Origin of the sequence: Bacillus cereus (assembly GCF_002564555.1) — a bacterium.
Lineage (GTDB): Bacteria > Bacillota > Bacilli > Bacillales > Bacillaceae_G > Bacillus_A > Bacillus_A cereus_K.
In genome coordinates, this window is the sequence record NZ_NUVD01000084.1 from 1 (window position 1) to 22,214 (window position 22,214).

Genomic DNA, 22,214 nt, shown 5'->3' on the forward strand with positions numbered 1-22,214 from the left:
ATATCGCGAATATCAATCAACCTATCACCATTCACGTCCCCTGCAAGATTTTTAGCACGTACTCCAACATGTTGCCCGCGCATCTCACCGTTTACAGAATATCCAGGAATGAATTTCTTCATCGCTTTTAGATGTCCCGGAACATCGAAAACAACTGTGTATGCTTCATTGGAAGCTGGGATACCCTTAATGGTGTATTCCCCTCTACTATCAATTGTTCCCTGATATTTTTTACCTTTTGGGGACATCGCATATACTTGAGCGCCGATTTTTGTATAATCGCCTTTTGACAAACTACCGTCATTTCTTAAAAATGCTTCTGGACCGATATAACCCTGCACTCTCGAATGCGTTGGAATGATGTTAAAGCTTTCCGTATCGAGATAAGGAATAGCAGTAGTTGCTGCTTGTCCCGCTTTCATATAAGACGCCTGTTGTACATTAAATTTGGTAACATTATCGAAAAATGCATCACTTACTAATTTGAACGTTACATCAAGGAAAGGCATATCGCCGTCCATACCGCTAAATGCATTCCCTTTCATAGCTGCGCCGACTTTCACCGTATTCGTTTGAGTTCCTTCTGTCACCACAGGTTCTTGCAGCGATACTTCCAAGCCTTTTTCCTTCGCGTACTCGTTTGCCACATTGTTCAGTTTTACATGCTCAAACTTATACAACTCGTTCATGAATCCCACCTGGAATTCCCCGGATACAAGCTGTTTCACATTATTGAGGCTAAGTGTCATTGTAACGTTATCCCCAACTTTTACATCTTTCTTATCGTAACTAGAAGTCGTATATTCCGTACCTTCTTTTACGAAAACATAGTTTTGTTTACCCATTGCCGTTGCAATATCATACGTAGTCAAAGTCAACTTTAGAGGCTTCGTTGCAATATCACTTTCCTCAATACCGAATTTTACATCTCCATTCGCTTGGATTGGGAAGTACCCATTTATGAATGCAGAGTTTGCAGAGTAACCCATGCTGTTGGACGATTGGTCATAGTTTAAACCTTTTGATTTCAATAGATCCACTGTCGCATCCTTAGCCGTTCCATGCACCCATACTGCTTTCTGTCCATCTTCTTCCGTAAACATGGAGTCATTAACCTCGATTACACCTGGTTTTTTATCCATATTTACTTCCGGTGCTGCATTGTCCACGATAAGCGGATTATGTGCAACATATGATTTCCCTTCCTCATCGTGCGCAATCAATTCCAGTATATAATCGCCTGCTGGAAGCTTTACAGGAAGATCTCCAATTGGCTTAGAAGAATCATTTGTAAATGGATATACAGTACCGCTAAATGCATTCATAAGAAACGTGTCTACGTCTATCAGTAATCTGCTGGCATCCGCTGTGCCTATAAAGCCTACAGCTTTCCCTGTTGCACTATCCTTAACAAGCACATCAATGGTTTTCATTGGGCTATTCAACTTCATATTGACATGAACAAACGGGTACATATATAGCCAGAAAGGCGTCGTATTCGTCACGGATGGACTGCTCGTTTTCGCATATTCAAATCCCTTTTCCGTCACCATGACAGCGAATGGAATTTGATACGTTTCGGCTGGATTGTTCGCATTCGTTACATGAATATATCCTTCGTATCTGCCTTTCGCTGCGCTAGCAGGGATCGTAATTTTTGGCTGCAGCTCCTGTGATTGTCCACTGGCTACCGTAAGAGAGGCAGGCACCTCAACTTGTACACCGTTTTTTACTGCATCTTGAATACCTGTACGCTCACCGTGATACTCTACTTCTACTTTAAAGGATTTTTCTTCCTTACCGTTGTTTTGGACATTCACTTTTTTGCTCGCTTCAATTGGTTTATCACCTTGCTTAACATGTCTGCCAAACACGATGGAACCTGTTTGTTCGTCAATTTCGATAACATTTCCGTTCTCAATATTTTTTGTTTTGTCTAATACTTTAATGGATGTATCCGTATGAACAGCTTCATACGCGTCGATGCGCCCTGCGCCCACTTCGTATACGGAATTTTGGCCATTCAAATCATCAGATGTATTCATAAGAGCCGCTTTTACATCGAAAGGAGTATATTTCGGATTTTGCTGCAAAATCAATGCCGCTGTACCCGCTACGTGAGGGCTCGCCATAGAAGTACCAGACAAGCGTACATATGCATTGCCGTAATTTATGCCTTCCTGCGGATCGTTAATATATTCCGGTGCAGTAGAGAAAATAGACACACCCGGAGCGACTACATCTGGCTTAATGTCATAATTTCCGTTTACCGGTCCGCGTGAGCTGAAATCAGCTAAGTGATCACCTTCCGTTTTTGTATTGCTCAGCGCTTCGAATTTGAAAGATACTTCACCTAGCGCCTTTAACCGTTCTCCATCTGCTTTTGACAGACGGAAAGATGGAATAAGACCTACACCCTCACCTAAGTAGGCAGATATTTGTCCGTCAGCATTGTTATACACGATAACCGCTTTCGCTCCGGCCTTTTTAGCATTTTTAATTTTTTCATCAAACGTTATTTCCCCGCGCTGAATTAACGCAATTTTTCCGTTAAGATCTTTCCCCGTAAAATCAGCTTCTTTACCAAGTCCCGCAAATACAACCGGTAATGATTGTCCCCCAAGATCTTCTAACTTATCAGGAAAATCTTTCCCTAATAACTGCATATTTTCAAATTTTTCGTTAGATACACTTGCGCTAAATGTAGGAATGGACATAGAAACATCACTCGCCCCAACCGAAATGCCAAGAGCTGCCGTTCCAGGGGAACCAAGCGTTTTTTCGTTTGGTCCAGCGTTACCTGCAGCAACAACTGTCACTACCCCTGAAAGCATAGCGTTATTTGTCGCGACAGAAGTAGCATATAGCGGATCGTTCGTCTGCGCACCAAGCGACATGTTGATGACATCCATACCATCTGCAATCGCTTTATCGATTCCCGCAAGGATTCCCGCTGTATTCCCTCCGCCCCAAGGGCCTAATACTCTATAAGAATATAAATCTACCTCAGGTGCCACACCTTTCACCGCATAATCCGCATTGTTTTTCTTTTGAGCTGCAATTGTTCCTGCCACATGTGTACCATGGTTTGTATAGTACACTAAGCCTGGATATTCCGGCTTACCAGCTTTTATCCAATCCTCGTACGTTGTTTCCATCGGATCTGCATCGTTATCTACAAAATCATATCCGCCTTTATAAGCATCTTTTAGGTCAGGATGATTATAGTCCACACCTGTATCAAGAACGCCGACTTTAATCCCTTTACCTGTAATGTTTTCTGCATGAAGCTTGTCCACACCAATTTGCGGAATGCTGTCCGCCATTTTTGGCTGGATTTCTTTTTGTGTTTCTTTTTGTTTTTCTACTGGAGGTTCCACTTTTACCTCGTAATCTTTAAAGACACGGTTTACTACTCCAGATTGGATCAACTCCTGCACAGCCACACCAGGTAAAGTCATCGCTACACCGTTGATTGCATTTTTATATTCGCGTGTGATTTCCACTTTTTTCGTATCGTACGTGCCGGCATCCTTCTTCGATTTTAAAGATTCAACATGTTGTTTGAACACTTTATGTTCTTCATCCACTTTTGCTTGCGCAGTAGTAGCAGCTATTTTCTTCCCTTTCGCCGCTTGTTTCATCACTTCAATTTTTGCTGGAGCTTGATTGAATTCCACGATAACGTTAACTAATTTAGGACTATTAGTATCAATATCAGGTGAAATCGTAAAGTTAGGATTTGCATCCAATTGCTCTAAAGCCTTTCTTTGATCTGCCGATAGGCTCTTCAGGACTGTCTCCACATTATCAACTGGATTCAGTTCAACCGGACTTTCTGCCAATACGTTATACGGAATACCCTGTGACAATAGCATACCTACAGCTAGCGTTCCTATAAGAAGCTTCCCTTTTTTTCTTCTCTTCATAGCTCATCCTCTTTTCTTCATATAATTGTTTTACAAACAATCCGTGAAACTAGTAAACTAAGATGCCATTCTGAAAATCAAACAAAAGAAGTAACCTTTAAAGCTATTGATCTCACCTTGTGTAAAAATATAGCGGATAAAATCTATCATTAGATTAAGTGAGAACTCATTAGTGAGGGATGAAGAAAATCCCCCACTAATAGAAGTTTCACTCTATTATTTTGATTTCGGCTCTAAACCAATCTGACGCAGGAAGTCTGCCAGACCTTTTTTACCGATTGTTTCTTTCGGCTTAACCACTTCTGGAACATCGACTTCTTTTTGCAAGAAGTTTTTCTCAATGAAGCGGACATCTGTCTCATCTACGACACCGTCTTGATTAAGATCTTGCGGCAAAATGGATGCATCCTTTTTACCGTATACATCAACTACACTTTGCATATCGCGAATATCAATCAATCTGTCACCATTCACATCTCCTGCAAGACCTTTAGTGCCTAGTCTAAAATATTGCCCGTGCACCTCACCGTTTACAGAATATCCAGGAATGAATTTCTTCATCGCTTTCAGATGTCCCGGAACATCGACAACAACTGTGTGTGCTTCAGTAGAAGCTGGGATACCATTAATCGTATATGCCCCTTTACTATCAATTGTGCCCTTATATTTTTTACCTTTTGGGGACAGCACATATACTTGGGCACCTATTTTTGTATAATCTCCTGCTTTCAAAGAACCGCTTGCTGCCAAAAATGCTTCCGGTTGGATAGGACCCAGCACTCTCGAATGCGTTGGAATGATGTTAAAGCTTTCCGTATTTAAATAAGAAATGGCAGTAGCTGCTGTTTGTCCCGCTTTCATATAAGACGCCTGTTGTACATTAAATTTGGTAGCATTATTGTAATATGCATCACTTACTAATTTGAGCGTTACATCAAGGAAAGGCAGATCGCCGTCCATACCGCTAAATGCATTCCCTTTCATAGATGCGCCGACTTTCACCGTATTGGTGTTAGTTCCTTCTGTCACCACAGGTTCTTGCAGCGATACTTCCAAACCTTTTTCCTTCGCGTACTCGTTTGCCGCATTGTTCAGTTTCACATTCTCAAACTTATACAAATCGTTCGTAAATCCTACCTGGAATTCCCCAGATACAAACTGCTTCACATTATTAAGACTAAGTGTCATCGTAACTGTATCGCCGACTTTTACGTCTTTCTTATCATAACTAGAAGTCGTATACTCTGTGCCTTCTTTTACGAAGACATAGCTTTGCTTATTAAATGTCGTTGCGATATCAAACGTATTCAAAGTCAAATTTAGAGGTTTTTTTGCAATATCACTTGCCTCAATACCGAATTTCACATCTCCATTTGCTTGGATTGGGAAGCTTCCACCGACCATTCCAGAGTTTGCATAGTACTCCATGGTGTTGGATGATTGATCAACGTTCAAGCCTTTGGACTTCAATACATCTACTGTCTCGTCTTTAGCTATTCCATGCAGCCATACTGCTTTCTTTCCATCTTCTTCCGTAAACATGGAGTCATTCACTTCAATCACACCCGGTTTTTTATCCATGTTCACTTCCGGTGCTGTATTGTCCAAAATGAGCGGATTATCTGCAACATATGATTTCCCTTCCTCATCGTGCCCAATCGTTTCCAGTATATAATCGCCTTCTGGAAGCTTCACAGGAATATCGCTAATCGGCTTGGAAGGATCATTTGTAAATGGATAGACAATGCCGCTGAATGCTCCTACAAGAAAAGTTTCTTTGTCCGTTTGCAACTTACTAGTGTTCGCTGTTCCTACAAAACCTACAGCTTTCCCTGTTTTACTGTCCTTAACAAGCACATCGATTGTTTGCATCGGACTATTCAACTTCATTATTCCGTGGACCGTAGTGTTTAAAAGATCCCAGAAAGGTGTATTATTTGTTACAGATGGTGCACTCGTTTTTATATATTCAAATCCCTTTTCCGTCATCATGACAGCGAATGGGATTTGATATGTTTCGGACGGATTGTTCGCATTCGTTACATGAATATATCCTTCATATCTGCCTTTCGCTGCGCTAGCAGGAATCGTAATTTTTGGCTGTAACTCCTGTGATTGTCCGCTTGCCACTGTAAAGGATGCCGGTACCTCCACTTGTATACCGTTCTTTACTGCATCTTGAATGCCCGTACGCTCACCGTGATACTCTACTTCTACTTTAAAAGATTTTTCTTCTTTACCGTTGTTTTGAACAGTCACTTTTTTGCTCGCTTCAATTGGTTTATCATCTTGCTTAAAAAGTCTGCCAAACATAATAGAGCCTGTTTGTTCGTCAATTTCAACAATATTCCCGTTCTCGATATTTTTTGTTTTGTCCAATACTTTGATAGAGGTGTCCGTATGAACAGCTTGGTACGCATCGATGCGCCCTGCGCCCACTTCGTATACAGAATTTTGGCCATTCAAATCATCGGATGTATTCATAAGAGCCGCTTTTACATCGAAAGGAGTATATTCTGGATGCTCCTGCAAAATCAATGCCGCTGTACCTGCTACATGAGGAGACGCCATAGAAGTACCAGACAAGCGTACATATGCATTGCCGTAATTTATGCCGTCCTGCGGATCATTGATATATTCTGGTGCAGTAGAGAAAACCGACACACCAGGAGCGACTACATCTGGCTTAATGTCATAATTCCCATTTACCGGCCCACGGGAGCTGAAATCAGCTAAGTGATCGCCTTCCGTTTTTGTATTGCTCAGCGTTTCAAATTTGAAAGATACTTCACCTAGTCCTTTTAACCGTTCGCCATCTGCTTTTGACAGACGGAAAGATGGAATAAGACCTACCCCCTCACCTAAGTAGGCAGATATTGGTCCGTCAACATTGTTATACGCGATAACCGCTTTCGCTCCGGCTTTTTTAGCATTTTTAATTTTTTCATCAAACGTAATTTCTCCGCGCTGAATTAACGCAATTTTTCCGTTAAGATCTTTCCCCGTAAAATCAGCTGGTTTACCAAGTCCCACAAATACAATCGGTAACGATTGTCCCACAAAATCTTCTAACTTATCAGGAAAATCTTTACCTAATAACTGCATGTTTTCAAATTTTTCATTAGATGCACTCCCACTGAATGTAGGAATGGACATAGCAGCATCACTTGCCCCTACTGAAATACCAAGAGCTGCCGTTCCAGGGGAACCGAGCGTCTTTTCGTTTGGTCCATTGTTTCCTGCGGCAACAACTGTCGCTACTCCTGAAAGCATGGCGTTATTTACTGCAACAGAAGTGGCATATAGCGGATCGTTCGTCTGCGCACCTAGCGACATGTTGATGACAGCCATACCATCTGCAATCGCTTTATCGATTCCAGCAAGAATCCCCGCAGAATTCCCTCCACCCCAAGGGCCTAATACTCTGTAAGCATATAGGTCAACTTCAGGTGCCACACCTTTCACCGCATAATCCGCATTATTTTTCTTTTGAGCTGCGATTGTCCCCGCTACATGTGTACCATGGTTTGTATAGTACACTAAGCCTGGATATTCTGGCTTACCAGCTTTTATCCAATCCTCATACGTTGTTTCCATCGGATCTGCATCGTTATCTACAAAATCATATCCGCCTTTATAAGCATCTTTTAAGTCAGGATGATTGTAGTCAACACCTGTATCAAGAACGCCAACTTTAATTCCTTTACCCATAATATTTTCTGCATGAAGCTTGTCCACACCAATTTGCGGAATGCTGTCCGCCATTTTCGGATCGATTGTTTCTTTTGTTTCTACCGGAGGTTCCACTTTTACCTCGTAATCTTTAAAGACACGTTTTACTACTCCAGATTGGATCAACTCCTGCACAGCCACACCAGGTAAAGTCATGGCTACACCGTTGATCGCATTTTTATATTCACGTGTGATTTCCACTTTTTTCGTATCGTACGTGCTAGCATCCTTCTTCGATTTTAAAGATTCAACATGTTGTTTGAACACTTTATGTTCTTCATCCACTTTTGCTTGTGCAGTAGTAGCAGCTATTTTCTTCCCTTTCGCTGCTTGTTTCATCACTTCAATTTTTGCTGGAGCTTGATTGAATTCCACGATAACGTTAACTAATTTAGAACTATTAGTATCAATATCAGGTGAAATCGTAAAATTAGGACTTACATCTAACTGTTCCAACGCCTTTCTTTGTTCTGAAGACAGATTCATTAGTACCTGTTCCGCATTATCAACTGGTTTCAGTTCAACCGCGCTTTCTGCCAATACATTATACGGAATACCTTGTGACAATAGCATACCAGCAACTAACGTTCCTGTAAGAACCCTCCCAAATTTCCCTCTCTTCATACAAGTTCCCCCATCTAAATTTATTTGTATCTGTAGTTATTGCATAACATAAATTTCCGAAGCTATTAGGCTACAACTCTACTTTCTTATCTTATTAAATTAAAACTTTTCTGAAAATTATCAAAAAGTAATATTTTTTTAGTTATTAGTTCTATACCGTATAGTACAAAAGAACTACCCCGCACTTTATTATTTTGAGTAAAATAATAAGGTGCAGGGTAGTTCTTTTAAATGATTTTTATTTAAGAAAATGGAACAAGCTGATTTCGCACGGCATATATGACTGCTTGTGAACGGCTTTTCACATTTAGTTTTCTGAAAATCTTATTAATATGGATTTTAACTGTCTTGTCACTGATATATAGAGCTTCAGCAATTTCCTTATTGCTAAGACCTTTGACCAATTCAAACAGTATTTCTTTTTCACGCTCTGTTAGTTCATTTTCACTTGATTCTGATTTCGTTTGCTGATGATATGTAATCAACTTTTTAGTCATACGCGGATGAATCACAGAATCTCCTTGTAATACCATTCTGATTGCCGCCACTACCTGCTCGGATGATGAATCCTTCAGTAAATAACCGTCTGCACCTGCCCGAAGAGCAGACATCAAGTATTCATCATGTTCATACATAGTTAATACGAGAACACGGCAGTTCGGATACTGACCTTTCACGAGTGATGTAGCCTCAATACCATTTTTTCCTGGTAAATTAATATCCATTAAGATACAATCAGGCCTACACTCTTCCACTTTTTTTACTACTTCATCCCCGGAAACAGCTTCTCCAACTACTCGCATATCAGATTCGAGTTCCAATATACTTCGAATTCCATCACGCAAAACAGTATGATCATCCACTACTAATATTCGAATCATGATACTCCTCCCCCATTTCTGAATCTGGAATTAACAATGTGATTTCTGTCCCTTTTCCTGCTGAACTATCAATTTGAAGAGCAGCCCCTAGCTGTTCAGCCTGTTCATTCATATGTAATATACCATAGTGCGGCTCATGCTTTGCTTTAATCATAGATTCAAAAAGAGAAAAGCCAATTCCGTTATCCTTTACCTTTAAAAGTACATGTTCCCGTTGATAGCTTAATAAAATATCAACTTTATCTGCCCTTGCATGCTTTATAATGTTCTGCAAGCTCTCCTGCAAAGTATCGAAAATGACTCGTTCTTTCGTAAAACTAAGTTTTCGAGAACGGCCTCTTTCATGATATGTAATGGCTAGACCATATTCTTGTTTTAAGGATTGAACCTTATTTATAATTGCTTGTTTTAGTCCTAATCTTTGTGTTGGATATGGCTTTAAAGCATAAATAGAATAACGAACTTCACTTAAACTCTTACGTAATTTTTTTATGCTTGTATCTACCACTTGCTGCATGTCTTTTGGTCGATCTGCATATTTTTTCTGAGCCGACTCCATCTGAAATATCACTCCGGCCAATGCTTGTGCGATTCCATCGTGGATTTCACGAGCAATTCGATTTCGTTCTTCTAAAATCGTTCTTTTTTCCTGTTCAGAGATGAGTGTCCGCGTTTTAAGCAAGCTACCTAACTGATTAGCAAACGTAGCTAAAGTCTGTACATCTTCAGTAATAAAACTCGCACTCCTGCTTTTCCCTGCCACAAACATTCCAACTAATTCATGATTTACCTTAAGAGGTAAATATACAAGAGAGCGCATAGTATTTTCAAACACTTCATCCCCTGGAGCCATACCTGTTTTCCAATCAGTAACAACAACAGTTTCGGATATCTCTTCAAACTCCTTATATAGGTCAGAATAATTAGAAATATCACGACGCACTTTTCCATCCTTTAATAACAGTGTCCAGTTCTCTTCATCTTTCGCCCATAAAACATATGCCTGTATTCCTAGAAATCCTTTCAGTGATTGTTTCATCTGCTGTAAGTTGCCGGCAGATAGTCCACGACTTAATTCCGTCGTAATGGAAAAAAGCTTATATAATCGCTCTTTTTCCACCCGTATTTGTCTAACGAACGAGCTAATGATACAGATTGCCACAAGCGGGAAAAAGAAGAACAGAACCATAATTTCATCCATCACTCCGCGATATCGGTAATCTAAAATATGTATAAGTGAAGAATAAAATAAACAAAAACTCAAACTCAAGAGTACTAACATATTCTTTTTACGCCACTCTTCTAGCGGATAGGGCTGAGGAAGAAGTATGATTAAAAGATCGTAAAATAAACTGTTAAAAAGGCAAAGAAATGCGCTGAATAAAAACACGCTTATAAATTTTTCATATAAAACTGAAAGATTCATTCCAGAAATAAAAAGAGAGAAACATTCACTGGAAAGCCATGCTGCTAATACGATACTAAGAGCAAGTTGCGCACAATTAAATATTGTCCTTTGCATAGATAAGCGGCGAAACAATTGGATACATAACATCACACACACACACGAAACAACAGTTATATGTATTCCAAACTGCCAATTCATTGTATAAATAAGCGTAAGGCTGAGTGTGATCCCCCCTCTCCAAATGCGGATAGGAAAATACTCAGTAATTCCCATAAACATAATTAACAACAAAAGTAGTATAAAATGGGAAGGCATTTTACTTAAAAATAAGGAAATGATAACAACAATTAAACCAAGAAAAGAGATAGAATAAATATAAAAACTAGCTACTTGCTCTCTCATAGAAGTAAAATCTATCTTTTTCAAAACGATCCCTCCCTCAAAAAATTTATCCCGCTATTTGTGGGCAGTAAGACTCCCACCTCAAAAGTCAGGTGGGAGCCCCGCTGCCCGTAAACGCCCGATTGGTGAAGGCTAATAATCAGTAGGTGATGAACAAAACCCCAACTGATTATAGTTTCACTTTATTATCATTATCTACTAAAAAACCGGCACTGGCAAAATGAGAATGTTCCCATTAGCCAATCACCGGCTGTGCACTGTCCCTTAGAAGGGATAACACAATATTAGTATAAAACAGGCCTCTTCATTTTTCTACCCATCAAATGTTATATTTGTAAATATATTCTATGTCTATCGTATAGAACTAAAGATGTATATGAATCAATTTCATAATTGTTTGTGTGGAGCTGTTCCGCAACCAAACGCGACCTTTACTGGCTATTTACAACCTGAAGGGAGTTTATTACACAATTGTAAATTTTAGTTTATCAAATGATACACAAGGTGAAATATCGCTTTATTTCTATATTCATTATACCAAAAAGATACATAACTAAATAGACTTGTAATAAAAACCCATAAAAATTAATATATGGTTATACAGTATTTTTACTGTATAATGATTTTAAGAAATTCCCCTTAAAATCAACTTACTCACATACCTTTATACAGCAATTGTTCCCCAATTACTGTATATCAAAAAACCTTTCATTCATTTGAAAGGTTTTTTTGAGCCTGCACATATTCTTCTTTCGTATTCACATTCATAAACCAATCCGCATTCGCTTGTACATCTTCTCCAGCAACATATTTCACATTGCATTGTGATAAAAGCTGCCCCATACTTCTTTTCTCTTCTTGAAGCAAAATGTAAATCTTCTCTTTCACACGGTTATGATACGCCGCAAGTAACGGTTGTTTTCTTCCATTAATAATAGGCACAACCGCATCATACTCATCACTCGTTTGTTCTAATAAAATAGGAAACCATTCATGTGAAACATTGGGCGCATCGCAAGGCATAATGACGTACCAATCCGCTTCTACATATTCCATTCCTGATACAATTCCAGCGAGTGGTCCGTTTCCTTTATAGTGCGGAATATCTTCTATAACAGGAGCTTGTACGAATTGCTCTAATCGCTCTTTTATATCAGAATGACTAATGATTACAACTTCTTGAAGCGTACTTTTCATCACTTTCAAAATATGCTCAACAAAAGTACTCTCGCCCCAGCTCGCTAACGCTTTCGGTTCACCGAATCTACTCGACATACCACCAGCTAATATAATTCCAGCATACTTACTCATTGGCGATGCAGCTCAAATGTAATATGGCCTAATTCCGGTAAAATTAATTTATTCATCGCAAGGCGAACTGCTCCGCTAGACCCTGGCATCGAAAATACTACTTTGCGCCCAATTGTACCACCGATTGCTCTACTTAACATCGCACTACTTCCGATATCTTCTAAATAACTAGTCATGCGGAACAACTCACCAAATCCAACAATTTCTTTATCTAATAGCGCTGATACTGCCTCAATCGTTACATCACGCTTCGTAATACCAGTTCCGCCATTCGTTAGCACGACATCAACATCTTCCCTATGATAACCAGCTAACACTGCCTGCTGAATACTCTCTTTATCATCTTTTACAATCTCATAAGCAGTCACTTTATGACCTGCTTCTTTTAATAGTTCATGTAATAATTGTCCGCTCTTATCTGTCTCTTCTGTACGTGTATCGGAAATCGTCACGATCTTACAGCGTACTTCTTTTGGTGCTTGTTTTTTATGTTCAGTTACACTCATTTTCATCTTTCCTTTCTTAACGGCTTTTCTTCATTTTATCATACATATATTCACACAATTATGTATGAAGCCATCGATACATCATGATACAATATAAGTATATACAACCACAAAAAGGAAAATAAAAACCATCCTTTCTTATACTCCTAGACTTCACATCATTAGCTACTCTTTAACTTTCTTTATATTTTAGAATTCAATTTTAAAACTTGCACTACAAAATAAATTGGGGGTATACATATTATGGAACTTTATAAAAAATTAACAACGACATTTATCCTCTTATTTATAGCTTCCATCACTGTCGGCTTTTCTTTAAAAGGCGCGATTCCATACGCTACATTAGTAAGTATCATATTCGCAACGCTATTTTTACTGAGCAGTGCTTTTTGCGCAGGAAAAGCACGTCAAATGAAAGGTTGATTTCACATGTTCCGTAAGAAATCAATCATTTGTAAATCATGCAAAAAAAATATAAACATATGAAAAATTATATTGAGCTAGAAGGCGAAGTGCATTGTAATTCATGTATTCAAATAATAAGTAAAACAAAATAAAAAAAGCTTTGCGCTCACCGCGCAAAGCTTTTTTTCATATATTATAGACCAGCTTGCTCTTTTAAAGCTACAGCTTTGTCTGTACGTTCCCATGAAAGATCTACATCAGTACGTCCGAAGTGTCCGTAAGCTGCTGTTTGTTTGTAAATTGGGCGACGTAAGTCTAGCATTTTAATAATACCAGCTGGGCGAAGATCGAAGTTGTTACGAACTAGTTCTACTAATACGTCCTCAGATACTTTACCAGTGCCAAATGTATCAACTGAAATTGATACTGGTTGTGCTACGCCGATTGCGTATGCAAGTTGTACTTCTGCTTTATCAGCAAGACCAGCTGCTACGATGTTTTTCGCAACATAACGAGCTGCATATGCTGCAGAACGGTCAACTTTCGTTGCATCTTTACCAGAGAATGCACCGCCACCGTGGCGAGCGTATCCACCGTAAGTATCAACGATGATTTTACGTCCTGTTAAACCAGCATCACCTTGAGGTCCACCAATTACGAAGCGACCAGTTGGGTTAATGAAGAATTTCGTTTCTCCATCCATTAATTCAGCTGGAACTACAGCTTTAATTACATGCTCTTTTAAATCGCGATCGATTTCTTCCCATGTAACATCTGGATGATGTTGTGTAGAAATTACAATTGTATCCACACGTACAGGTTTACCATTTTCATCATACTCAACTGTAACTTGCGTTTTTCCATCCGGACGTAAGTATGATAATGTGTCATCTTTACGTACTTCAGTTAAACGGCGAGCTAATTTGTGAGCAAGCGAGATTGGAAGTGGCATTAATTCTTGTGTTTCATTACATGCGAAGCCAAACATTAAACCTTGGTCTCCCGCACCAATTGCCTCAATCTCAGCGTCAGTCATTAGACCTTCGCGTGCTTCTAGCGCTTGGTCAACACCCATAGCGATGTCAGCAGATTGCTCATCGATAGATGTTAAAACTGCACAAGTTTCTGCATCGAATCCATATTTTGCGCGTGTGTAACCAATGCCTTGAATTGTTTCACGAACGATTTTCGGAATATCTACATAAGTAGAAGTCGTAATTTCCCCCGCTACCAATACTAAACCAGTTGTTACAGTTGTTTCACAAGCTACACGTGCATTTGCGTCCTTTGATAAGATCGCATCTAAAATTGAATCAGAAATTTGGTCACAAATTTTATCTGGATGTCCTTCAGTTACAGACTCAGATGTGAACAGATGACGTTTTTTTGTCATGTGGTAAACCTCCCTACAGTAATTGTATATATTGTACGGAACTCATCCTTAATTTGCCACAAACTGCGACATACATTTATTCTCCCACACAAGCATACAGAAAAACCTTTCCCACTTAACATAGAGGAAAGGTTTAATTTGCTACTTGCATACTGCTTTTTGCCCTTTGCTCTTATCGTTCGAGACCATTAGCCTCGCACAGGTTTTAGCACCTATTCACCTGTATTTACCACTACAAGTGAGGTTGCTGGGCTTCATCGGGCCTGTCCCTCCGCCAGCTCGGGATAAGAGAGTATCCGTCCCAACCTATACTAAAGAAATGATATTCATTTGTCAATTAATATTCACATATTCCTGAAAGTTTTTCTCAATACGTATAGAATGAAATATTAATAAGGAAATAATACATTCACACAAACAAAAATAAATAAATAGTATACATTATTTATATAATTGTGTTATACTCTTGATGGGGATTACGAGAGAAATATTTCATTAAATGAAAAGGATGGTATATAAATATGAGTACTGTGAATGTCCAAATTGGTTTACACGAATTATTGAACGGAAGCAATGCACAGATTCAATTAAGTGTTCCGCAATTAGTGGAAAAAGTATTAATGCGAAATGAAGGGAAATTAACTTCGACTGGTGCAGTTTCTGCTTCAACAGGAAAATACACAGGACGTTCTCCTAAAGATAAATTTATTGTGAAAGAAGCATCGGTTGCTGACAAAATTGCTTGGGGCGCTGTGAACCAACCGATTTCTGAAGAACATTTTAATAAATTATATACGAAAGTTTTAGAATACTTAAAGGAAAAAGAAGAGTTATTCGTCTTCAAAGGATTTGCAGGCGCGGATCGCAACTATCGCCTACCAATTCAAGTTGTTAACGAATACGCATGGCATAATTTGTTCGTACACCAATTATTCATTCGTCCAACTGAAGAAGAATTAACAACTCACGAGTCAGAGTTCACGATTGTTTCTGCACCGAATTTTAAAGCAGATCCAGCAATTGACGGTACAAATTCTGAAGCGTTCATTATGGTTTCATTCGAAAAACGTATCGTACTAATTGGTGGTACAGAATACGCTGGAGAAATGAAAAAATCAATCTTCTCTATTATGAACTTCTTACTACCTGAACAAGATATTCTTTCTATGCATTGCTCTGCAAACGTAGGTGAAGAAGGCGACGTAGCACTATTCTTCGGTTTATCTGGAACAGGTAAAACAACTTTATCTGCTGATCCAAACCGTAAATTAATCGGTGATGATGAGCATGGTTGGTCTGATAACGGTGTATTCAATATTGAAGGCGGTTGCTATGCAAAATGTGTAAACCTTTCTCACGAGAAAGAGCCACAAATTTTCGACGCAATCAAATTTGGTTCTGTTTTAGAAAACGTTATCATTAATGACCAAACGCGTATCGCAGACTATAACGATACTACTTTAACAGAAAATACACGTGCTGCATACCCTATGCATGCGATTGACAACATCGTACTGCCAAGTGTTGCAGGACATCCAAATACAATTATTTTCTTAACTGCTGATGCATCTGGCGTATTGCCTCCAATCAGTAAGTTATCAAAAGAACAAGCTATGTACCATTTCTTAAGTGGTTACACTAGTAAACTAGCAGGAACAGAGCGCGGCGTTACATCTCCGCAAGCTACATTCTCAACTTGCTTCGGTTCACCATTCTTACCACTTGATGCATCTCGCTATGCTGAAATGCTTGGTGAAAAAATCGAGAAACATGACGCAAAAGTATTCTTAGTAAACACTGGCTGGACTGGTGGCGAATACGGCGTTGGTAAGCGTATGAACTTAGGTTACACTCGTGCAATGATTCAAGCAGCACTAAGCGGTGAACTTGCGAAAGCTGAAACAGCTAAACATGACATCTTCGGTCTTGAAGTTCCACTTCACGTACCAGGTGTACCTGACGAAGTATTAATGCCTGAACAAACATGGGCTGATAAAGCTGCTTACAAAACAAAAGCAATCGAACTTGCAAATGAATTCAAAGAGAACTTCAAAAAGTTCGAAAGCGTTTCTGAAGACATTATTAACTTAGGCGGTCCAATCGCTTAAGAACAAACTTTCTGTTGGAATAACCCTTACTCATATGAATAAGCGTCGTGTAACCGTAAAGTTTCGCGTACTCACCGACAAAACCCAATGCGGCTTAACGGTTACACACACTTACATAAAAAAGAAGCTTACGTGCAAACGTAAGCTTCTTTCTTTATATCCTTTAATTTACCCACATACAATTCACATATTCCCACTCACTACATCCTTCTGGTTTTACGCCGCATGGGAACAAAAAAGGCCCTAACCGCTTCCATCCATGGCCGAATCCTTCATTCCAAATTAAACCATTTCTCAATTGATATACTCGGATTTTCACACATACAATTCACGGCTTCAAACATATAAACAGATTTCCCACTCACTACATCCCTCTGGTTTTACACCGCATGAGAACAAAAAAGGCCCTAACCGCTTCTATCCATCGCTGGATCCTCTATTCCATCTAAAAAGAAGCTTTTTATCTTTTTAGATCTTCGTTAATTCCTTCTCATCTTTCATACTATAGTAGCCTAAATTAACTACAATTAAGAAATAACCGCCCAGAATCCCTACTGCAAATGCCCACATAACCATATGGTGCTCAATCTCGTACATAATAATGGCGCCCAAAATTGCAGCTGCAAAACGATTAAACATACCGAGCGTCGGTGCTTTCGTCTTCTTTACAAGACTATCTCCAAGCTTCTCAATCCGTCTTCCTAACAGCCACACACAATACATACTTACAATAAGTCCAATTCCAGCACCTAGAAAATGCGCTGAAAACGGTGTTAACATCCAGCCTAATAACAAAATACCTAATAAATAATACGATTGAATTTTAAACGACCTTAATGACATACTAATCATTCTGTACTCCTCCTCGGTAATTTTGATCTATCCAACAAAAAATTTCTTTCCAATTCATACTACTTAAACTCATTTCACTCAAATTAAAAACAACATAAACACAATGTTTATGTTGTTTGAATATTTTTATGAAATAATATTATACAAGATTTCGAGCATCATATTCTCATAATTTGTGACGTCTTTTCAAACATTTTTCGTCCATTTATGAAAAAAGTGATATCAATCTATGAACATACGGATATGATGTAATAAGTACACAAATAAAGGGGGCGTCTAATGATCTATTTTTTAATGACTCTCATTCACCTCATTCTCCCTGCACTTATTGGACTTTCATTGTATTGGTACACGAAAAATCATAGTATTTTCTACGCTGTCCTCGGTGTTCTCCTTTCAGGCATTATTCTTATTACACTCTTCCGTATTCCATTTTTAAACTTAATTCCACTTATTACTGCGATCTTATTTCTCATCTTCTTACCAAAAATAAAAAAATAGGAAAGCAGATCATAGATGATCTGTTTTCCTATTTTGATATAGGTTGCCCCGCAGTAGAATGCACTTTTACTTTCTCTGATTTCACAAACCATAGACCGAAGAAAATGATAATTCCACCAATTATTTGTTGTAATGAAACATATTCATTTGCCCATATTGCTGCAAACAAAACCGCTACAAGCGGTGTAATGTACATATATACCATCGTGTGCGATGCCCCAATTTTTTGGACACCAACATACCACATCACTAAGCCGAATACTGTTACAAAGAAAATAGAATATAGCAAAGCAAACAATGTCATTCCATGTGTAATGTGAAATGGCATGGCAAATACATGTGGACCACTTAGCACTAAAAGCGGAATCGCTCCAACTAAAGCCGACCATGCCGTAACACGTAGTGCCGAATACTTTTTAATTAACGGTCCTGCTAAAACTGGATAAAGACCCCAGCATATTGATGTAATCAATCCAACTCCATTTCCATAAAAAGAACTAGCGAGTGAATGCCCCGCTACTAAAACTAATGCAGCACCGGCAAAGGCAATCATAGAACCAATGAACTTTCGAGAAGAAAACTTTTCTTGTTTCAAGAAAATCGCAAATACAGTTGTAAAAATTGGTGAAATAGAAATGAGTAAAGAGGCATTTGTAGCGGATGTATATTGAACAGTTTCCATAAATAACGTTTGATAGAGTACAATCCCTACAACGCTAACGATGATTAATCTTGGTATATCTTGTCGCTCCATGTAAAGCGACTTTTCAATACAAAATGTAAGTAATAACAGTAACGGTGCCGCTGCCATCATTCGAAGTGCAGTAAACTCAATTGCGGTAAATTCTAAAAGGCCATACTTCGCAATCGTATAGTTAATCCCCCAAATAATAACGACACTCAAAATTAATAACTCAATTCCCCATCTTCTCATGCGTATCCCCTCCGCAAAGAAAATTATACAGAAAATTCAATCACATGTACATTTCATTATGTGAAAAAATCTTTTTTTATTGTATTGAGTAGTTTGTTTAGTAAATGAAATTTCATTAGCAATTTACCAACAAACAGTACAACAATAGCACCCTACATAATTAAAGAAAGCCGATCCAAAAACATTTCGAATCGGCCTTTTCTTTATTACACTCGAACATGTAACTTCATATTCGGATTATAAAACTGGCTTGGACTTTTCAACTGAAAAGTCCCTCCACCTTCATGCCAATCAACAGTTAACTTATCATCCATAAATACAAGCTTTGTACGATCTGCGATAAAGTTCAATGTACTTGATTCAATATCTACATCACGCTCATCTTTTTCTGCTACAGCTACTAAATCGATAATTCCGCTCATAACACAACCGCAACCTTCATTATCGTAAAATAATTTTATATATTTCGCTTCACTTGGAATCGTATCCATAATCTTTTTATATGCTACTTCTGTTACTGTAACGTACATACGTTAATCTTCATCCTCTCTTCTCGCATCATTCATATATTGTACCACCATTTTTCTCAAAAGTTATATACAGAAAATTAAGACTACTATACAATGTATGTGGTAAAGTGAAACTTTAAATCAGAGGTTTTTGTCCATCCCCCTCTGATTATTATCCCACACCAATCGGAATAAAGGAGGTTTGATCACTCATGTTCAAACTACTGCGATACCCCATTTTCTTAGGTTTATTCGGTAGCTTTTTTATTTCTAGCGGAATGCTATTACAACATATACTTCCCTATTCTCCTTCTATTGGTTGGATTCTAGGTTTTATTTGTTTCCTGTCCGCTTCTTATTTTTCTATGATAGCCAAAAACAACTAACAGAGTAAGAATTACCTTAAGGAGGATTCCAAAACATGCCAGCTTTAAAAGAAATAGAGCAATCACTCAATCATTTATTCCAAATTGAAAAATACGGAAAAGATAGTGGCTTTAGCCGATTTATCCCGGCAGTATATGATCCTATTACATTTCCGTGGCAACAATTTTTCGAAGCAAATTTTGTTGAGCTATTTAACGGTCTTATGATACGAGGAGCTGAAAATGTAAACAAAATATTTTTAGCTGTATTCCCTACAGATGACGTTCTTGAAACATTCATTTCACAATCCGCATCTGGTGATTTACTCTTTATGCATCATCCACTTGTAATGGAATGTGGTGATCCGCTTGGAAAATCAGGGCGTGGTTTTATTCCAATACCAGAAAAATATTTGCAGGCGATAAAAGAAAAACACCTTTCTATATATACATGTCACGGGCCAATGGATTTTCATCAAACGTACGGAACGAGCATTTCAATTGCAAAAGCATTAAACGCTCATGTAATTGACGGCTTTGCATATGGAGGTCCAGAACAGGAGCCAGTTGGCCTTATTTGTGAAATAGATGAAACATCAACCGAAGCACTTCAAAAACGTCTAAAAAAACTCTTCCACATTCCTTATACAGACTTCGAAGGTAAACAACATGATTCCATAAAAAAAATTGCAATTATCGCTGGATGTGGTGATGTCGTATCTTTAATGAAAGAGGCAGAAAAAAAAGGTGCTGAAGCATATATTGCAGGAGAAATCCATTGTCATATCGACAATGATTACGGCAGGCACAAATACTCGCTCGTTATGGATTACGTACAAGAAACAAACATGTCACTCATCGGTGTATCACACGCTGCCTCTGAATATTTAGTGAAAGAAACATTGATGTATGATTGGTTTAAAGAGAATTTTGATGTGGATGTTACTTTGCTTCCGCAGGAGAAATGGTGGTTATAACACTAACAAAACCTCCGCTCTCTATTTTTGAAATCTAGACACACAATACGATTGACCACACAAAAAAATAGAATCTACAATCCACCAAAAAAGGGAAACCACTCTCAAATAAGTGATTTCCCTTTTTAAAATATTTCACCATTATATCGGCAACATAATCTCAACCGTTGTTCCAACCCCAACTTCACTTTCAAAATTCATTTTACCGTTATGGTCTTTAATAATTTTTTCCGTAACTACTAATCCTAAGCCTGTGCCAGTTTCTTTCGTAGTGTAAAAGGCTTCATTTAGCTTCGAAATTTTATCTTTCGGAATGCCGCATCCCTCATCTATAATTTGAACAATGATTACATCTTCCACTATAACTTTCACAATAATCGTTCCGCCAACTGACATTGCTTCAATCGCATTTTTTATTAAATTAAAAAATACTTGTTTCAATCGTTTTTCATCACATGTAATTGAAGGGATATCTTTACTATAAATAGCATGCATTTTTATCCCTTGTTCTAAAGCTGGCTTTTCCATAACCCTAATAACATATGAAAGGATTTCTTTAATATTATGAATTTCTGACGCTACCGATTTAGACTTCTCAAACCCACTTAGTTCTGTAGCAATGGTATGAATTCGCTCTACTTCCTGTCTCATAATTTCATTATAAATCTTATCTTCTGGATGCTTCTTTGCTTGCTTATCCACTAGTTTTTTCATTTTTGCTAGAGGTCTTCTAATTTTATAGCCAATTACCGTCGCCATTTTTCCAACCATCGCTAATTTTTCTACCTTTTGTATTTCTTTATCCATCATTTCAAGTGTGCGAACGTAGGACTGGACTCTTAAAAATATAATCCAACCTATAATAGCAAACACACTGCATAATGCGATTGGGATAATAACGATAAAAGATTGAACAACGAATCCCATCAGTGCATATTTTCCACCAATAATTCCGGCAACTAACCAAAAGTATCTTTTATTCACAAAGATTGGTGCAAATAAAATAAAGAATCCTTCTACTATATTCCCGCCGTCAAATTCAGCGTCACTACCGTAATAAATGATGAAGTTATGAATAAAGTCCAATATATTATACCCAATTAAAATAATATACTTCACAATATATGGATTTTTCCACTTCATAAAATAAATACCTGTAAGGAATAGTACGATCATCAAAATATATAACGATACACCTAATCCTTCTCCAAAAACATCAACTGGTTTTTGATCTCCCTCTACAAAAAAAACAGTAATCTTTGTAGCAAAGTCGTACACAAAAAATATAACAAAGAATAAGCTTAAAAATATTTTTAACGCCTTTATTTCTTCTTTCTCAAATATATAGCCTTTGTTCATATGATGGCTCCTTTAACA

Annotated in this window: 15 protein-coding genes and 1 riboswitch; of the genes, 4 read left to right on the plus strand and 11 right to left on the minus strand. The window is 38.1% G+C overall.

All coding sequences use genetic code 11. The features are described 5' to 3' along the window. The 6 genes from COI75_RS18875 to COI75_RS18900 form a co-directional block, all read right to left on the minus strand. On the minus strand, positions 1 to 3,929 hold a 3,929-nt coding region (locus COI75_RS18875; protein WP_098448535.1), incomplete at its 3' end, for a S8 family serine peptidase. A gap of 216 nt (positions 3,930 to 4,145) precedes the next feature. Next, positions 4,146 to 8,285, minus strand: coding sequence for a S8 family serine peptidase (locus tag COI75_RS18880; RefSeq protein ID WP_000820250.1), 4,140 nt, complete (start codon positions 8,283 to 8,285; stop codon positions 4,146 to 4,148). 242 nt (positions 8,286 to 8,527) lie between these two features. Then, positions 8,528 to 9,166 carry a response regulator gene (locus COI75_RS18885; RefSeq protein WP_000619337.1) on the minus strand — a complete coding sequence of 213 codons (639 nt, stop codon included), beginning with the start codon at positions 9,164 to 9,166 and terminating at the stop codon, positions 8,528 to 8,530. After that, entirely contained in the window at positions 9,141 to 11,000 is a 1,860-nt protein-coding gene (locus tag COI75_RS18890; protein ID WP_000717718.1) for a GAF domain-containing sensor histidine kinase, read from the minus strand. Before COI75_RS18890 ends, COI75_RS18885 begins: the two co-directional genes overlap by 26 nt. 684 nt (positions 11,001 to 11,684) lie before the next feature. Continuing rightward, the gene (locus tag COI75_RS18895; RefSeq protein ID WP_000049590.1) at positions 11,685 to 12,287 is read right to left on the minus strand and encodes a molybdenum cofactor guanylyltransferase; all 603 of its coding nucleotides are present in this window, start codon (positions 12,285 to 12,287) and stop codon (positions 11,685 to 11,687) included. Beyond that, entirely contained in the window at positions 12,284 to 12,793 is a 510-nt protein-coding gene (locus COI75_RS18900) for a MogA/MoaB family molybdenum cofactor biosynthesis protein (protein ID WP_000117122.1), read from the minus strand. Before COI75_RS18900 ends, COI75_RS18895 begins: the two co-directional genes overlap by 4 nt. A gap of 243 nt (positions 12,794 to 13,036) precedes the next feature. Here COI75_RS18900 and COI75_RS18905 point away from each other — a divergent pair, with 243 nt between their 5' ends. Continuing rightward, positions 13,037 to 13,216, plus strand: coding sequence for a hypothetical protein (locus COI75_RS18905; RefSeq protein WP_000424797.1), 180 nt, complete (start codon positions 13,037 to 13,039; stop codon positions 13,214 to 13,216). A gap of 175 nt (positions 13,217 to 13,391) precedes the next feature. On the opposite strand, the gene metK is transcribed toward COI75_RS18905, so the two are convergent. Beyond that, on the minus strand, positions 13,392 to 14,591 hold the full coding sequence (metK, locus tag COI75_RS18915; protein WP_000163112.1) for a methionine adenosyltransferase: 1,200 nt from the start codon (positions 14,589 to 14,591) through the stop codon (positions 13,392 to 13,394). Positions 14,592 to 14,760: 169 nt separating this feature from the next. Further along, positions 14,761 to 14,882, minus strand: a riboswitch (SAM riboswitch). A 230-nt stretch (positions 14,883 to 15,112) separates the two neighbouring features. On the opposite strand from metK, the gene pckA reads away from it, so the two are divergent. Then, positions 15,113 to 16,699 carry a phosphoenolpyruvate carboxykinase (ATP) gene (pckA, locus tag COI75_RS18925; RefSeq protein ID WP_000108817.1) on the plus strand — a complete coding sequence of 529 codons (1,587 nt, stop codon included), beginning with the start codon at positions 15,113 to 15,115 and terminating at the stop codon, positions 16,697 to 16,699. Positions 16,700 to 17,167: 468 nt separating this feature from the next. Here the strand turns inward: pckA and COI75_RS18930 are convergent, their stop codons facing one another. Next, positions 17,168 to 17,551 carry an ATP synthase subunit I gene (locus COI75_RS18930; RefSeq protein ID WP_000624939.1) on the minus strand — a complete coding sequence of 128 codons (384 nt, stop codon included), beginning with the start codon at positions 17,549 to 17,551 and terminating at the stop codon, positions 17,168 to 17,170. A 279-nt stretch (positions 17,552 to 17,830) separates the two neighbouring features. Here COI75_RS18930 and COI75_RS18935 point away from each other — a divergent pair, with 279 nt between their 5' ends. Then, positions 17,831 to 18,052, plus strand: a complete 222-nt coding sequence (locus COI75_RS18935) for a hypothetical protein (RefSeq protein WP_000639049.1) — start codon at positions 17,831 to 17,833, stop codon at positions 18,050 to 18,052. A 28-nt stretch (positions 18,053 to 18,080) separates the two neighbouring features. Here the strand turns inward: COI75_RS18935 and COI75_RS18940 are convergent, their stop codons facing one another. Beyond that, positions 18,081 to 18,986 (minus strand): DMT family transporter, encoded by a 906-nt coding sequence (locus tag COI75_RS18940; RefSeq protein WP_001255406.1) that lies wholly within the window; start codon positions 18,984 to 18,986, stop codon positions 18,081 to 18,083. Positions 18,987 to 19,192: 206 nt separating this feature from the next. Further along, positions 19,193 to 19,516: an iron-sulfur cluster biosynthesis family protein gene (locus COI75_RS18945; protein ID WP_000289580.1), complete on the minus strand. Its 324-nt coding sequence runs from the start codon at positions 19,514 to 19,516 to the stop codon at positions 19,193 to 19,195. Between the two features lie 400 nt (positions 19,517 to 19,916). On the opposite strand from COI75_RS18945, the gene COI75_RS18955 reads away from it, so the two are divergent. After that, positions 19,917 to 20,837 carry a Nif3-like dinuclear metal center hexameric protein gene (locus tag COI75_RS18955; RefSeq protein WP_001111108.1) on the plus strand — a complete coding sequence of 307 codons (921 nt, stop codon included), beginning with the start codon at positions 19,917 to 19,919 and terminating at the stop codon, positions 20,835 to 20,837. Positions 20,838 to 20,978: 141 nt separating this feature from the next. On the opposite strand, the gene COI75_RS18960 is transcribed toward COI75_RS18955, so the two are convergent. Next, the gene (locus COI75_RS18960; RefSeq protein WP_098448536.1) at positions 20,979 to 22,196 is read right to left on the minus strand and encodes an ATP-binding protein; all 1,218 of its coding nucleotides are present in this window, start codon (positions 22,194 to 22,196) and stop codon (positions 20,979 to 20,981) included. Positions 22,197 to 22,214 lie beyond the last annotated feature (18 nt).

Excerpts from the sequence above, each read along its gene's own strand:
- COI75_RS18880 (WP_000820250.1), bottom strand. The coding sequence starts at position 8,285 with ATGAAGAGAGGGAAATTTGGGAGGGTTCTTACAGGAACGTTAGTTGCT.
- COI75_RS18885 (WP_000619337.1), bottom strand. The coding sequence starts at position 9,166 with ATGATTCGAATATTAGTAGTGGATGATCATACTGTTTTGCGTGATGGA.
- COI75_RS18895 (WP_000049590.1), bottom strand. The coding sequence starts at position 12,287 with ATGAGTAAGTATGCTGGAATTATATTAGCTGGTGGTATGTCGAGTAGA.
- COI75_RS18900 (WP_000117122.1), bottom strand. The coding sequence starts at position 12,793 with ATGAGTGTAACTGAACATAAAAAACAAGCACCAAAAGAAGTACGCTGT.
- COI75_RS18905 (WP_000424797.1), top strand. The coding sequence starts at position 13,037 with ATGGAACTTTATAAAAAATTAACAACGACATTTATCCTCTTATTTATA.
- metK (WP_000163112.1), bottom strand. The coding sequence starts at position 14,591 with ATGACAAAAAAACGTCATCTGTTCACATCTGAGTCTGTAACTGAAGGA.
- pckA (WP_000108817.1), top strand. The coding sequence starts at position 15,113 with ATGAGTACTGTGAATGTCCAAATTGGTTTACACGAATTATTGAACGGA.
- COI75_RS18930 (WP_000624939.1), bottom strand. The coding sequence starts at position 17,551 with ATGATTAGTATGTCATTAAGGTCGTTTAAAATTCAATCGTATTATTTA.
- COI75_RS18935 (WP_000639049.1), top strand. The coding sequence starts at position 17,831 with ATGATCTATTTTTTAATGACTCTCATTCACCTCATTCTCCCTGCACTT.
- COI75_RS18940 (WP_001255406.1), bottom strand. The coding sequence starts at position 18,986 with ATGAGAAGATGGGGAATTGAGTTATTAATTTTGAGTGTCGTTATTATT.
- COI75_RS18945 (WP_000289580.1), bottom strand. The coding sequence starts at position 19,516 with ATGTACGTTACAGTAACAGAAGTAGCATATAAAAAGATTATGGATACG.
- COI75_RS18955 (WP_001111108.1), top strand. The coding sequence starts at position 19,917 with ATGCCAGCTTTAAAAGAAATAGAGCAATCACTCAATCATTTATTCCAA.
- COI75_RS18960 (WP_098448536.1), bottom strand. The coding sequence starts at position 22,196 with ATGAACAAAGGCTATATATTTGAGAAAGAAGAAATAAAGGCGTTAAAA.